General features: G+C 74.0%; 10 protein-coding genes. 8 read left to right on the top strand and 2 right to left on the bottom strand.

Annotated elements, in window-relative coordinates; genetic code table 11:
- The first annotated feature begins 49 nt into the window (after positions 1-49).
- The 5 genes from ACI1MP_RS23020 to ACI1MP_RS23040 all read left to right on the top strand — a co-directional run bounded on the left by ACI1MP_RS23020 (position 50) and on the right by ACI1MP_RS23040 (position 8,522).
- The gene (locus ACI1MP_RS23020; RefSeq protein WP_380334590.1) at positions 50-1,657 is read left to right on the top strand and encodes a succinic semialdehyde dehydrogenase; all 1,608 of its coding nucleotides are present in this window, start codon (positions 50-52) and stop codon (positions 1,655-1,657) included.
- 25 nt (positions 1,658-1,682) lie between these two features.
- Positions 1,683-3,434: a GMC oxidoreductase gene (locus ACI1MP_RS23025; RefSeq protein WP_404869372.1), complete on the top strand. Its 1,752-nt coding sequence runs from the start codon at positions 1,683-1,685 to the stop codon at positions 3,432-3,434.
- Positions 3,435-3,506: 72 nt separating this feature from the next.
- Positions 3,507-5,015 carry a hypothetical protein gene (locus tag ACI1MP_RS23030; RefSeq protein WP_404869373.1) on the top strand — a complete coding sequence of 503 codons (1,509 nt, stop codon included), beginning with the start codon at positions 3,507-3,509 and terminating at the stop codon, positions 5,013-5,015.
- Between the two features lie 739 nt (positions 5,016-5,754).
- Positions 5,755-7,338, top strand: a complete 1,584-nt coding sequence (gene guaA / locus ACI1MP_RS23035; protein WP_043914479.1) for a glutamine-hydrolyzing GMP synthase — start codon at positions 5,755-5,757, stop codon at positions 7,336-7,338.
- Positions 7,339-7,481: 143 nt separating this feature from the next.
- Positions 7,482-8,522, top strand: coding sequence for a Rieske 2Fe-2S domain-containing protein (locus tag ACI1MP_RS23040; RefSeq protein ID WP_404869374.1), 1,041 nt, complete (start codon positions 7,482-7,484; stop codon positions 8,520-8,522).
- Here the strand turns inward: ACI1MP_RS23040 and ACI1MP_RS23045 are convergent.
- Positions 8,519-8,749 (bottom strand): hypothetical protein, encoded by a 231-nt coding sequence (locus tag ACI1MP_RS23045; protein ID WP_404869375.1) that lies wholly within the window; start codon positions 8,747-8,749, stop codon positions 8,519-8,521. The two genes, ACI1MP_RS23040 and ACI1MP_RS23045, sit on opposite strands and share 4 nt — an antisense overlap.
- Complete coding sequence (locus tag ACI1MP_RS23050; RefSeq protein WP_380334600.1) at positions 8,749-10,269, bottom strand: PspC domain-containing protein; 1,521 nt, start codon at positions 10,267-10,269, stop codon at positions 8,749-8,751. The genes ACI1MP_RS23045 and ACI1MP_RS23050 overlap by 1 nt, the downstream gene beginning before the upstream one ends.
- Before the next feature lie 134 nt (positions 10,270-10,403).
- Between ACI1MP_RS23050 and ACI1MP_RS23055 the strand changes: the two genes are divergently transcribed.
- The 3 genes from ACI1MP_RS23055 (at position 10,404) to ACI1MP_RS23065 (ending at position 13,929) form a co-directional block, all read left to right on the top strand.
- The gene (locus ACI1MP_RS23055; RefSeq protein ID WP_404869376.1) at positions 10,404-11,798 is read left to right on the top strand and encodes a PspC domain-containing protein; all 1,395 of its coding nucleotides are present in this window, start codon (positions 10,404-10,406) and stop codon (positions 11,796-11,798) included.
- A complete protein-coding gene (locus ACI1MP_RS23060; protein ID WP_100587213.1) occupies positions 11,791-12,459 on the top strand; it encodes a response regulator transcription factor in 669 nt (222 codons plus the stop codon). The genes ACI1MP_RS23055 and ACI1MP_RS23060 overlap by 8 nt, the downstream gene beginning before the upstream one ends.
- A 141-nt stretch (positions 12,460-12,600) precedes the next feature.
- Complete coding sequence (locus ACI1MP_RS23065; RefSeq protein ID WP_380334607.1) at positions 12,601-13,929, top strand: glycosyltransferase 87 family protein; 1,329 nt, start codon at positions 12,601-12,603, stop codon at positions 13,927-13,929.
- Positions 13,930-14,014: the final 85 nt, after the last annotated feature.

Consider the following 14,014-nt stretch of genomic DNA (forward strand, 5'->3'; position numbering starts at 1 on the left):
TTGTTACCGCCGGGTACACAAGCGGGCGTCGAGCGCCTAGGCTGCCCGCATGACGGAGAGTGCGAGCCAGGGTCGGCGCAATCCTTCGGCGAAGGGTGCGGCGCGTACGGTTGCTTCGGCGGTGCCGGCGGCGGTGGTGGCACGGTTGGCGAAGGGGGTCACGGCGTCCGGGGAGGACGTCGTGGAGACCGTCGCGCCGCTGACCGGCGAGGCGCTGGCGACGTTGCCGGTGTCGGGGACGGCGGACGTGGAGCGGGCGTTCGCCGAGGCGCGGCGCGCGCAGCCCGGGTGGGCGGCGCTGTCGGTGCGGCACCGGGCGGGTGTGCTGCTGCGGTTCCACGATCTGCTGCTGCGGCGGCAGGACGAGGTGCTGGACCTGATCCAGGCGGAGACCGGCAAGGCCCGGCTGCACGCCTTCGAGGAGGTCATGGCGGTCGCGTCGGCGGCCCGGCACTACGGCCGGACGGCGGCGTCGTACCTGCGGGACCGCCGTCGCGGGGGCGCGGTGCCGGGGCTGACCAGTGCCGTGGAGGCGCGTCGGCCGAAGGGCGTGGTCGGGCAGATCTCGCCGTGGAACTACCCGCTGGAGCTGTCCGTCGGCGACGCGCTGCCGGCGCTGGTCGCGGGCAACGCGGTGGTGAACAAGCCGGACACCCAGACGGCGCTGACCGCGCTGTGGGCGCGGGAGCTGTTCGTCGAGGCGGGGCTGCCGCCGCAGGTGTGGCAGATCGTGCTGGGCGACGGCCCGGTGGTGGGCCCGGAGGTGGTGGAGCGCGCCGACTACGTGGCGTTCACCGGCTCCACCCGCACGGGTCGGGAGGTGGCCCGGCGGGCCGCCGAGCGGCTGGTCGGGGCCTCGCTGGAGCTGGGCGGCAAGAACGCCATGCTGGTGCTGTCGGACGCGGACCTGGACAAGGCGGCGGCGGGCGCGGTGCGGGCCTGCTTCTCGTCCGCCGGGCAGCTGTGCATCTCGATCGAGCGGCTGTACGTGCACCGGTCGGTGGCGGACGCGTTCCTGGCGAAGTTCGCCGAGAAGACCTCCGCGCTGCGCCTCGGCGGCGGCCTGGCGTACGGCGCGGACATGGGCTCGCTGGTGTCGGGCCGTCAGCTGGAGACGGTGACCCGGCACGTCGACGAGGCGGTGAAGGCCGGGGCGACGGTGGTGGCCGGCGGGCAGGCCCGGCCGGACCTCGGGCCGCTGTTCTTCGAGCCGACCATCCTGGACGGCGTCACCCCCGACATGGCGGTGTGCACGGAGGAGACCTTCGGCCCGGTGGTGTCGATCTACCGGTTCGACACCGAGGACGAGGCGGTCGCCGCCGCCAACGCCACCCCGTACGGCCTGAACTCCAGCGTGTGGACGAAGGACACCGGCCGGGGCCGCAGGGTCGCGGCCCGGCTGCGCACCGGCACCGTCAACGTGAACGAGGCGTACGCCGCCGCGTACGGGTCGGTCGCGTCGCCGATGGGCGGCATGGGCGACTCCGGACTGGGCCGGCGGCACGGCGCGGAGGGCATCCTGCGCTACACCGAGGCACAGACCATCGCCGTGCAGCGGCTGCTGCCGATCGGGCCGTCGATGGGCCTGGACGACCGGAAGTTCGCCGAGCTGTTCACCACCGGCCTGAAGGTCATGAAGGCGTTCCGTCTGAAGTAGCAGGGCCGTTGATCGAGGAGGGGCAGTGTCGTTCGACTACGACGTCGTGGTGGTCGGTTCGGGCTTCGGCGGTTCGGTCGCCGCGCTGCGGCTGACCGAGAAGGGCTACCGGGTCGCCGTCCTGGAGGCCGGGCGCCGGTTCGGCCGCGACGAGCTGCCCAGCACCTCCTGGGACACCCGCGACTACCTGTGGGCGCCCGCGGTCGGCCTGTACGGCATCCAGCGCATCCACCTGCTGCGCAACGTGCTGATCCTGGCCGGGGCGGGCGTCGGCGGCGGCTCGCTGAACTACGCCAACACGCTGTACGTGCCGCCCAGGCCGTTCTTCGAGGACCGGCAGTGGCGGCACATCACCGACTGGCAGTCCGAACTCGCCCCGTTCTACGACCAGGCGCAGCGGATGCTCGGCGTCCGGACCAATCCGACGATGACGCCCTCGGACGTGCACCTGAAGGCCGCCGCCGAGGCGATGGGCTGCGGCGACACCTTCCACCTGGCCCCCGTCGGAGTGTTCTTCGGCGACGGGCAGGACGGTACGGGCGACGCCAAGGCCGCGCCCGGCGCCGAGGTCGACGACCCGTACTTCGGCGGGGCCGGCCCGAAGCGCACGGCGTGCACCGAGTGCGGCGAGTGCATGACGGGCTGCCGGCACGGCGCGAAGAACATGCTCACCGAGAACTACCTGTACCTGGCGGAGCGGGCCGGCGCCGAGATCCTGCCGCTGACCACCGTGAAGCGGCTGCGCCCGCACGGCGACGGCTACGCGGTGGACGTGCTGCCCACCGACGCCCGCACCCGGCGGGCGAAGAGGGCCGGCGCCCGCACGATCACCGCCGAGCGGGTGGTGGTCGCGGCCGGCACCTACGGCACCCAGACGCTGCTGCACCGGATGCGCGAGGGCGGGCTGCTGCCCCGGATCTCCGCCAGGCTCGGCCACCTCACCCGCACCAACTCCGAGGCGCTGGTGGGTGCGCAGACCTCCGACCGGCGCTACGGGGAGCGGCCCGACTTCACCCGCGGCGTGGCCATCACCTCGTCCGTGCACCCCGACGAGAACACCCACATCGAGCCGGTCCGCTACGGCCGCGGCTCGAACGCGATGGGCGCGCTCTCCATCCAGCAGGTCAGCGGGGCCGGGCGGGGGCCGCGCTGGCTGCGCTACCTCGGGACGGCCGCCCGGCACCCGTGGATCTTCGCGCAGTCGATGAACCAGCACCGCTGGTCGGAGAAGACCATCATCGGCCTGGTCATGCAGTCGCTGGACAACTCGCTGACGGTCTCCCTGAAGAACGGGAAGCTGACCTCCCGCCAGGGCCACGGCGCACCGAACCCGAACTACATCCCGGCCGCGGAGGAGGGGGCGCGGGCACTGGCCGCGTCCATCAACGGCTTCCCCGGCTCGACCGTCGGCGAGATCTTCGACATCCCGCTGACCGCGCACTTCCTCGGCGGCTGCCCGATCGGCGACAGCGCCGACACCGGCGTGGTCGACCCGTACCACCGGCTGTACGGCTACCCGGGGATCAGCGTGGTCGACGGCTCCGCGGTCTCCGCCAACCTCGGCGTCAACCCGTCGCTGACGATCACCGCGCAGGCCGAGCGCGCCATGTCGATGTGGCCCAACCGCGGCGAGGCCGACCCGCGACCCGAGCAGGGCGCCGACTACCGGACCGTCCGTCCGGTGGCGCCCCGTCAGCCCGCCGTCCCCGAGGGGGCGTTCGGGGCGCTGCGGCTGCCGCTGCTGGCCGTGCCGAAGGTGCCGCGGAAGGCCGACTGAGGCCGATTGACATCCCCGGAGGGCCGGTGGGATAAACGGGCACCCGATCGAACCATCCCCGGGGGGACCGTCATGCCCATCTGCCCGTCCTGCGGCGCGGCCGTCGCCGGCGCCGTGGCGGCCTGCGCGAACTGCGGGCACGGCCTCGCGCTGCCGCCGCCCGCGATCGGCGAAGTGGTGGCGGACGACACCTCGACGCCCGGCGGCTCCCCGTGGGGCGCCGGGCGGGTCCACCCAGACCGGCAGTGGCCGACGCCGTCCCGGGGCTGGCTGACCGCCGGCCGGGTGCTGCTCGCCCCGACCGTGCTGCTGGTGCTGCTGGCCGCGCTCGGCTCCACCGTCGCGGGCCGCGACGTCGCCGGCGTGGACGACGACCCGGGGGTGCGGTGGACCACCCACGCCTTCCAGATGTGGCTGCAACTGACGCTGACCGCGTTCGGCACGCCCTGGCGGAACGCCAACACCAGCAGCTTCGGCAGCGCCGTCGCCGCCGTCCACGTGCTGCCCTACGCGGTGGCCCTCGGCTGGCTGGCACTGCTCTGGTCCGGGCAGCGGCTCGCGGCCCGGGCCCGCGCCGCGGCCGGCGCCGCCGAGCCGACCGCGCGCGCGGCCGGCGCGCAGGCGCTGCGCACCGGCGCGCTGTCGGCGGCTGCGGCGCTCGTGCTGGGCTGGATCGCCACCGGCAGTTCGGAGAAGGAGACGCTCAGCCTCAGCATGCACATCACCACCGGCCCGGCGATGACGCCGCTCGGGGTGTCCGCGTTCCTGGCCGCGACCGTCGTGGTGCTCGCCGTGGACGGGCAGGGCGCGCTCCGGGCGGAGGCCGCGCGGCGCCGGTGGCTGGGCGGCTGGCTGCTGGCGTGGCAGCACGCGGCGCGGGTGGTCGGCGGCCTGCTGGTGCTGCTCACCGTGGTGTCGGTGGTCATGCAGGTGCTGGTCGACCGGCCGTTCCCGCAGTACGCGTTCCGGGCGCTGACGGTCAACGGCGGCGGCTACCTGTTCGGCGTGGGCAGCGGCGCCCGGGTGGTGCAGCGATCCCTGCGCGGCAGCCGGGACGACTCCTTCGCGCTGTACGACCTGGGCGGACACGGCTCCCAGTGGTGGCTGGCGGTGGTGCCGGTGCTGCTGGCGGCGCTGGCGCTCGGCTGGTCCGCCCACCGCGGGCGGCTGACCCGGCCGGACCGGGCCCGGCTGGCCGTGCTGTACGCGGCGCTGACCGCCGCCCTGGTGCTCGGCACCTCGATCCGGCTGAGCGACCGCACCACGCTGAAGGGCGAGGTCCACGAGACCCGGATCGACCTGGTCGGCTGGTCGCCGACCTCGGTGCTGGTCGCCGCCGCGGCCTGGGCGGTGTTCGGGGCGCTGGTGGTGCCGGCCCTGCTCGACGCGGTGCGGCGCACGCCGGCGCCGGTGTCCGTGCCGCTGCCCGGGCAGGCCTCGAACGAGCCGGAGCCGGCCGGCGGGCCGATGGAGGCGGAGCCGGTCGAGCTGGTCGAGTCGGTCGCCGAGCGGCGGCCGGTGGTCGGACGCGTCGACGTGCTGGACCCGCACGCCCCCTACCGGCGGCCCGACGCCGACTGAGCCCGGACCGGGCAAAGGGCCCCGCGGGGGAACGGGGCCCTTTGTCGGTCAGCACTCGGCGTCAGGGCCGCGCCGAGTGCTGGTGACGGCGCCGGGGGAGGAGCGCCGTCGGGGGAAATGGCTCGGTGCACGCCGGAGGCCGGTGGGCCTCACGGAGCGTGAGAAACGGGCCGTTCGCGCCAACGGTCCAGGACTGCGGCGGGGGTGTGCGGTGGCCCCCGTCCAGCAGCCATCGTCCTGGACGAGGGCCTTGCCGTGCAACCGATTCGACGCAAATCAGGGGGAGGCCGGAACAGGACACGGCGCCGGGGAGCGCCGGTCCCGACCGGCCGGGGTGGTGACTGTCCGTGATAGTGGCTTGCGGGGCGTACCGGGGCGTACGCCGGAGCGGGCGGCCGGCCGATGTGTGGCGGCCGGCACCGGTACCGGCCGCCACACCCCGGGTCCGCCCGGTCGCGGACGGGTTCGCTGTCCCCTGCTGACCCGACCGCGGCACCGGGGCGCGGTCCCACGGCGGGCCCGTGCCCGCCACGCGCACCGGTGGACCGGAGAAAAGATCCACGCGTGGTCCGCCGCACGCGCCGCCCGCACCTGGAGGATGCCGGCGTCTCGTACGGTCTCCCGGTGCAACGATTCGCCACCCGGCGCGGTCACGGGCGGCTCGCCTGGCAGCCGGGTGAAACGCTCCCGGTAGACTCGGTGGCGACACCCCTTTTGTACCGCCGCCGGAAGGCCGTCCGTGTCCTCTGTACACCCCCAGTCCCCGCCCGAGAACGACACCGTCCTGGTCGTCGACTTCGGCGCCCAGTACGCCCAGCTCATCGCCCGTCGGGTGCGTGAGGCGCGGGTCTACAGCGAGATCGTGCCGAGCTCCATGCCGGTCGCCGAGATGCTCGCCAAGAACCCGAGGGCGATCATCCTCTCCGGCGGTCCGTCGTCGGTGTACGAGGAGGGCGCACCGCAGCTCGACCGTGCGATCTTCGAGGCCGGCGTCCCGGTGTTCGGCATGTGCTACGGCTTCCAGCTGATGGCCACCGTCCTCGGCGGCACCGTCGACAACAGCGGCGCCCGTGAGTACGGCCGCACCCCGCTGACCGTCACCCGCTCCGGCTCCACCCTGTTCGAGGGCACCCCGGACAAGCACTCGGTGTGGATGTCGCACGGCGACGCCTGCTCGGCCGCGCCCGAGGGCTTCACCGTCACCGCCTCCACCGACGTGGTGCCGGTCGCCGCGTTCGAGAACGACGAGCGCAAGCTGTACGGCGTGCAGTACCACCCCGAGGTGATGCACTCCGAGCACGGCCAGCAGGTGCTGGAGCACTTCCTGTACCGCGGCGCCGGCATCGCCCCGAACTGGACCACCACCAACGTGGTCGAGGAGCAGGTCGCGCTGATCCGCGAGCAGGTCGGCGACAAGCGCGCCATCTGCGGCCTGTCCGGCGGCGTGGACTCCGCCGTCGCCGCCGCCCTGGTGCAGCGCGCCATCGGCGACCGGCTGACCTGCGTCTACGTCGACCACGGTCTGATGCGCAAGGGCGAGACCGAGCAGGTCCAGAAGGACTTCGTCGCGGCCACCGGCGTCAAGCTGGTCGTGGTCGACGCCGAGGAGCGCTTCCTGACCGCGCTGAAGGGCGTCTCCGACCCCGAGACCAAGCGCAAGATCATCGGCCGCGAGTTCATCCGGGTCTTCGAGCAGGCCCAGGCCGACATCATCGCCGACGAGGGCCCGGCCGTGGAGTTCCTGGTCCAGGGCACCCTGTACCCGGACGTGGTGGAGTCCGGCGGCGGCACCGGCACCGCCAACATCAAGTCCCACCACAACGTCGGCGGCCTGCCCGAGGACCTCGAGTTCCAGCTGGTCGAGCCGCTGCGCAAGCTGTTCAAGGACGAGGTCCGGATGGTCGGCCAGGAGCTCGGCCTGCCCGCCGAGATCGTCCAGCGCCAGCCGTTCCCCGGCCCGGGCCTCGGCATCCGGATCGTCGGCGAGGTCACCAAGGAGCGCCTGGACCTGCTCCGCGACGCCGACGCGATCGCCCGCGAGGAACTGACCCTGGCCGGCCTCGACGCCGAGATCTGGCAGTGCCCCGTGGTGCTGCTGGCCGACGTCCGCTCGGTCGGCGTCCAGGGCGACGGCCGCACCTACGGTCACCCGATCGTGCTGCGCCCGGTCTCCTCCGAGGACGCCATGACCGCCGACTGGTCGCGCCTGCCCTACGAGGTGCTGGCGAAGATCTCCACCCGGATCACCAACGAGGTCAAGGACGTCAACCGGGTCGTGCTGGACGTCACCTCCAAGCCGCCGGGCACCATCGAGTGGGAGTGATCCCACCGGCAACCGTGTGACGCCGCCGCCGCTCCCCGACGTCAGGGGAGTGGCGGCGCCGTCATGTGCGGACGCCACCCGGCACAATCGGACCCGGCCGTGTCGGCGGTCGGCAGGCGGCGCGAGGGAGAGGGACGGCAGCGATGGCGACAGGGACGGGGACGGGAACGGTCCCGCACGAGGGGTCGGGGACGGCGGCACGGATCGGGCAGTGGAAGGCGACGGCCTCGCGCCTCGCCCTGCTGCCGCTGCGGCTGTTCCTGGGGGTGACCTTCGTCTACGCCGGCTTCGACAAGCTCTCCGACGCGCACTACCTGGCCGGCGCCGGCGACGCCGCCTCCTTCTACTCGCAGACCCGAGCGGCCCGGGCCGGCAGCCCGATCGGCTGGACGCTCGCCCCCGCGCTGCACGCCCCCACCTTCTTCGGCCTGCTGATCGCCTTCGGTGAGCTCGCGGTCGGCCTCGGCACCCTGTTCGGCCTGTGGGGCCGGATCGCCGCCCTCGGCGGCGCGCTGCTCAGCGCCACCCTCTGGCTGTCCGTCAGCTTCCACACCACCCCGTACTACCTGGGCAACGACCTGGCCTACCTGATGGCCTGGACGCCGCTGGTGCTGGCCGGCACCCCGTACCTGTCGGTGGACGGCTACCTCGCCGCCCGGGCCGCCCGGGACCGTGCCCGCGGCCTCGCCGAGGACGCGGTGCGCCGCCGCGCCCTGCTGGACGGCGGCATCGCGGCGGTCGCGCTCGGCGGCGCCGGCCTGCTGTCCGGCTCGCTCACCGCCGCCTTCGGCCGCGAGGACCTCCCGCCCGCCGCCGCGCCCGACACCGCCGCCCCCGCCCCGCAGTCCGCCGCCCCGCAGTCCGGCGGCCCCGCGGTGACCGTCCCCGCCGCGCAGGTCCCGGTCGGCGGCTCCGCCACCGTCAAGGACCCGGCCAGCGGCGACGCGGTGTACATCGTCCAGCCGTCCGCCGGGAAGTACACCGCGCTGTCCTCGGTCTGCACCCACTCCGGCTGCGCCGTCAACCCGCCCAAGGACGGCCAGCTGTACTGCCCCTGCCACGGTTCCAAGTTCGACGCCGCCACTGGCGCCGTGATCAACGGGCCGGCCGTCAAGCCGCTGCCCCACTACACCGTCACCAGGAACGGCGAGCAGCTCGAACTCGGGCCGCAGCAGCAGGCCTAGCCGCCCAGCGTGTGATCGTCGTCGCGGGCCCCGCCCCGGCCGCGCCTGGAGACCGCCACCAGCGCGCCGCCGAGGCCGCCCGCGCCGAGCACGATCAGCGCCAGCGGCAGCACGAACCGGCTGTTCATCTCCCGGTCGTTCAGCGACGCCACCAGGTACAGCACGGCCAGCGCCGTGAACAGGCCGCCCGCGACCAGCGCGTACAGATCGAACTGATGCTTCCTCATCACCGCTCCACCCTGATGTCACCGATGCCCATCGTCACCGTCAGTTCCAGCGCGCCCTTCGACGGCTGCCCCTGCGGGACCTCGATCACCACGTTCTCGTTGGTGACCGGCCCGCTGTAGTCCTGGCCGTCCGGCAGGCTCACCGAGCCCACCGCGTCGCGCAGCTTCAGCCGCAGCTCGACGCCGGGCGGCACCTGCACCGTCGCGGTGCCGATGCCGACCCGCAGCTCGGTGTCGAGGACGCCGCCCTTCGGGTCCAGCGCCGACAGGTCGAGCCGGGCGTCGCCGATGCCCACCGTGTACGCCGAGTGCAGGTTGTCGTTCGCGGCGGTCCAGTGGCGGTCGCCGACCGTGCCCGCGACCGTCGTCGAGGTGCTCGCCGAGAACACCAGGCCCACCGTCAGCAGCAGCGACAGGAAGGTCAGCCCGCGGGTGCGGCCCCAGCGGGCGCTGAGCATCATCGCCAGGCCCAGCGGCAGCAGCGCCACCGCCAGCACCGTCGACCAGCGGTGGTCGCCGTGGTCGCTCGCCGCGACCGCCCAGGACGCGCCGATCGCCACCAGCACCGCCCATGCGCCCAGTCCCGAACGGCCGCGCTGCGCCCGCCGCGCGGCCTTCCACTCCTGGTGGCGGCGCAGGTTCTCGCGGCGCTGCTCCATCGCCTCGCGCTGCGCCTGCCGGCGCTGCTCGGCGGCGTCCCGGAAGTGCGCCTTCCACTCCTGCCGGCCCTGCGGCGCGGTCGTCTCCTTGCGCAGCGGGTCGCCCTCCGGCAGGTCGGTGCGCTGCCACCACGGCTGGGCGGGCGTGCCGGGCTGCGGCGTCGCGCCGTACGGGTTGCGCTCCGGGTGCCGCGGGTCCCACAGGTAGCCGGACGGGCCGGTCGGGGGCGTGTCCGCCGGGCGCTCCTCGTGCTGGGCCGCTACCCGCCCGTGCAGGTCGGCGGTGCGGGTCCGCCACTCCTGGCGCAGATCCCGGCTCATCGCCTCCCCCCAGGTCTTCCAGTCGGCGAACGCGCCGGACGGGTCCAGCCGGTCGTACGGGCCGCCGCCCGGCTTCGGGCCGGCGCCCTCGCCGCTGCCGAACCGGCGCCGGCGCTCCGGGTCGTAGCGCAGCGCCAGGAACACCAGCGCGGCCAGCAGCAGCAGCGGGAACAGCTGGTCGCCGTCGCCCATCGAGGAGAAGAACACCCCGGTGCCGATCACCGTCAGCAGCACCGCGCCGATCGACTGGCCGTCCACCCGGCCGGTCAGCACCCGCTGCAGCTCGGTGCGGCCGCCCTCGCCGTCGGTCGCCTCCCGCGGGATCACCAGCCAGGCCAGGCCGTACAGGAAGAGTCCCAGTCCGCCGGTCAGGCCGAGCACCGCGATCACCACCCGGAACACCACCGGGTCGATGTCGAGGTAGCGGCCGAGTCCGCCGCACACGCCCGCCACCACCCGGTGCCGGGAGGAGCGGGTCAGCGCCGGGCGCGGTTCGGTGGGGGCGTCCGGTGCGTCTCCCGGGATCTGGTCGTCCGTCATGCCCCCCATCCTTCCGGCCCGCCGGGCCCCGCCCAACCGTCCCGGGCCCCGGAGCGACCCTGAACTGTCCCTGAGGCGGGCTCCGGGCCGGACCCTGATGCGCCGCCGACACCGCACCTGCGACCATCGGTGCCGTGGCAGCACCCGACACCAGAACCCCCGAGACCGCACCGACCGACCTGCCGGCCGGCGCGCCGCCGTACCGGCGGCTCTACCGCAGCCCGCACGGCGGGATCCTCGGCGGCGTCTGCCAGGGCCTGTCGGTGCACCTCGGCGTGCCCGTCACCTGGGTGCGGCTGGCGTTCATCGTGCTGTTCTTCGCACAGGGCATCGGCACGCTGCTGTACGCCGCGTTCTGGGTGGTGGTGCCGCTCGGCATCGGCGAGGCCGCGCCCGGCGCCGCCCGGCCGAGCCTGCCCGACGTCGGCCGGCTCGGCCGCCTCGGGCGGCTGCGCGAGCTGCTGGAGCGGACCTTCCACGGCGAGGACGGCGCCCCCGGCGCCTACGCCGACCCGGAGGGCCGCCCGGCGACCGCCCCGGCCGCCGCCGGGCAGCGCGGCGCCGGCCTCGGCCAGCTGTTCGCGCTGATCGGCCTGGTCATCGGCGTGATGGCGCTGCTGTCCGCGCTCGGCATCCAGACCGCCAAGCCGTACGTGTGGCCGCTGCTCGCGGTCGGCGTCGGCGTCGCCCTGGTGTGGCGGCAGGCCGACGACTCGCGCTGGCAGAACTGGTTCGGCCTGGAGCCCGGCAGCCGCAACGGCGCCTACCTGCGGGTCGGCGCGGGCGTGCTGCTGGTGGTGGCCGGCATCGTCGGCTACTTCGTGACGCAGGGCGTCGAGTCGCCGATCGCGCTGGTGGTCGAGTCCTCGCTGGCGGTGGTGGCGGGCGTGCTGGTGCTGGCTGGCCCGTCCATGCTGCGGATGTGGCAGGACCTCGGCGCGGAGCGCACCGCCCGCATCCGCGCCCAGGAGCGCGCCGAGATCGCCGCGCACGTCCACGACTCGGTGCTGCACACCCTGACGCTGATCCAGCGCCGCGCCGAGGACCCCAAGGAGGTGCTGCGCCTGGCCCGCGCCCAGGAACGCGAACTGCGCCTGTGGCTGTACCGCCCCGAGGCCGCCGCCGAGGCCGCGCCCGACACCCTCGCCGAGCACCTGCGGGAGATCGTCGCCGAGGTCGAGGACCGGCACGGCGTCCACATCGAGCTGGTCTGCGTCGGCGACTGCCCGATGGACGAGAAGATCGCCTCGCAGATGCAGGCGGCCAGGGAAGCCATGGTGAACGCCGCCAAGTACGGTGGCGGGGGACCGGTCCAGGTCTACGCGGAGGTGGAGGGGAGGACGGTGTCGGTGTTCGTCCGCGACCACGGCCCCGGCTTCGACCCCGACGACCTCCCCGAGGACCGCATGGGCGTACGCGAATCGATCATCGGCCGGATGCGGCGCAACGGCGGCACCGCACGGGTGCGGCCCGCGCCGGACGGCGGTACCGAGGTCGAGCTGGAGATGGAGAGGGCGGCAGATGACTGACGCAGCGGCACCCGAGAGGCGTGCCCGGGTGGTCCTGGTGGACGACCACCGGATGTTCCGCACCGGCGTGCGCGCCGAGATCGGGCGCACCGAGGAGACCGGCATCGACGTGGTCGGCGAGGCCGACGACGTGGAGTCGGCGGTCCGGGTGGTCGCCGAGACCCGGCCCGACGTGGTGCTGCTCGACGTCCACCTGCCGGGCGGCGGCGGCGTCGAGGTGCTGCGCCGCTCGGTGGGCGTGGAGGGCGTGCGCTTCCTCGCGCTGTCGGTCTCCGACGCCGCCGAGGACGTCATCGGCGTGATCCGCGGCGGCGCCCGCGGCTACGTCACCAAGACCATCACCGGCACCGACCTGGTCAACGCGATCTTCCGGATCTCCGACGGCGACGCGGTGTTCTCGCCGCGGCTGGCGGGCTTCGTGCTCGACGCGTTCGCCGCCACCGACACCCCGCCGGTCGACGAGGACCTCGACCGGCTGACGCAGCGCGAGCGCGAGGTGCTGCGGCTGATCGCGCGCGGCTACGCCTACAAGGAGATCGCCAAGCAGCTGTTCATCTCGGTGAAGACGGTGGAGAGCCACGTCTCCGCGGTGCTGCGCAAACTGCAGTTGTCGAACCGTCACGAATTGACCCGCTGGGCCACCGCCCGCCGACTGGTCTGAACCAAGGAACGGGCCGGGGCGGGGCCCGGGGCGGTGTGCGGCTAGGATGCACGCAATTGTGTTGGGAGAGCCGGGTCGTTCGGAGGCCCGTCCAACCGACCGCCGCTCGTTGTCCGCGCCCGCCCCGCCCGATGGAGCAGCATGCCCACCACCCACACCGGCCCCGAGTCGCGAACCGACTCCCGGCAGCCCGACGGTGACCTGGGGGCGGACGGCGCCCGGACGTTCTCGCCGTGGCGCGTCGAGACCTGGAACCAGCGCCTGCTGGCGCCGGTCGGCTACTGGGCGTGCACCCGCCTGCTGATCATCGTGATGGTGTTCTCGACGGGGGAGAACGCCCACGGCGAGGTGCACCTGCTGTACCGCAAGTGGGCCCACCTCCTGCAGAACGGGTCCTTCCCGGTCGGCGACTCGACCTGGCAGTACCCGCCCGGCGCTGGCGCGGTGATCCTCGCGCCCACCCTGGTGCCGGGCGTCAACTACGTCCAGGCCTTCATCGTGGTGACCTTCCTGGCCGACGCGGTGATCCTCGGCGCGCTGCTGCGGGTCGGCTCCCGGCCCGGCCGCAGCCTGGCCGGCGCCTGGGTGTGGGTGCTGATGCTGCCGCTGATGCAGTACATCCCGTACGCGCGCTACGACATCATCGTCACGCTGTTCGCCGTGCTGGCACTGGTGCTGCTGCCGCGGTACAAGGCGCTCGGCGGGGCGATGGCCGCGATCGGCGCGGCGGTCAAGGTCTGGCCGGCGTTCGCGGTCTTCGGCATGCCGTGGGGGCGCGGACTGCGGTCGGCCGTGCTCGGCTTCGTGGCCTCGGCGGCGGCGCTGATCGGCATCATGTCGCTGCTGTTCAGCAACAGCTTCGGCTTCCTGCAGGAGCAGAGCGGGCGCGGCGTCGAGTTCGAGTCGCTGGGCGGCAGCGCGCTGCTGGCGGCCAGGCACTTCGGCTGGGACGGCAGCGTGGTCTACCAGTACGGCTCGAACGAGGTCGTCGGCCCGTACGTCGGCCTGGTCGGCAAGGTGCTGGTCGGGCTCAGCGTGGCCGGCTTCTGCTGGCTGCTGCTGTGGCGGGTCCGGGCCCGGGTGTTCTCCACGGCCACCCCGGCGGATGCCGCGCTGGCCGCGGTGCTGGTGTTCGTCACCACCAGCCGGGTGATCAGCCCGCAGTACTTCATCTGGCTGGCCGGACTCGGCGCGGTCTGCGTGACCTTCCGCCACTCCTCGCAGCGCCTGGTGGTCGGCCTGCTGGTGGTCGCCACCGCGCTGACCACCGTCGAGTTCCCGTTCTTCTACGAGAAGATCCTCCATGGGCACGCGGGATTCACCGCCGTGCTGCTGCTGCGCAACCTGGTGCTGGTGGTGGCGACGGTACTGTCGTGTGTCCAGCTGTGGCGCTCGACCGTGCCGCGCGGGAAGACCGGTCGAGGCGCGTCCAGTGCCCCGGTCGACACCGCGGCCGGGACAGGCGGCTGAGCGCCCGGCGCCACATCCAGCCCCCATCTCCGGACGGACGTTCCGGAGCCGCCCCGGGCCCGCAGGAGCGGGCCCCGCCTCGCTT

This window comes from Kitasatospora griseola (genome assembly GCF_044999035.1).
Lineage (GTDB): Bacteria > Actinomycetota > Actinomycetes > Streptomycetales > Streptomycetaceae > Kitasatospora > Kitasatospora griseola.

Excerpts from the sequence above, each read along its gene's own strand:
- ACI1MP_RS23040 (WP_404869374.1), top strand. The coding sequence starts at position 7,482 with ATGGCGACAGGGACGGGGACGGGAACGGTCCCGCACGAGGGGTCGGGG.
- ACI1MP_RS23065 (WP_380334607.1), top strand. The coding sequence starts at position 12,601 with ATGCCCACCACCCACACCGGCCCCGAGTCGCGAACCGACTCCCGGCAG.
- ACI1MP_RS23045 (WP_404869375.1), bottom strand. The coding sequence starts at position 8,749 with ATGAGGAAGCATCAGTTCGATCTGTACGCGCTGGTCGCGGGCGGCCTG.
- ACI1MP_RS23050 (WP_380334600.1), bottom strand. The coding sequence starts at position 10,269 with ATGACGGACGACCAGATCCCGGGAGACGCACCGGACGCCCCCACCGAA.
- ACI1MP_RS23060 (WP_100587213.1), top strand. The coding sequence starts at position 11,791 with ATGACTGACGCAGCGGCACCCGAGAGGCGTGCCCGGGTGGTCCTGGTG.
- ACI1MP_RS23020 (WP_380334590.1), top strand. The coding sequence starts at position 50 with ATGACGGAGAGTGCGAGCCAGGGTCGGCGCAATCCTTCGGCGAAGGGT.
- ACI1MP_RS23030 (WP_404869373.1), top strand. The coding sequence starts at position 3,507 with ATGCCCATCTGCCCGTCCTGCGGCGCGGCCGTCGCCGGCGCCGTGGCG.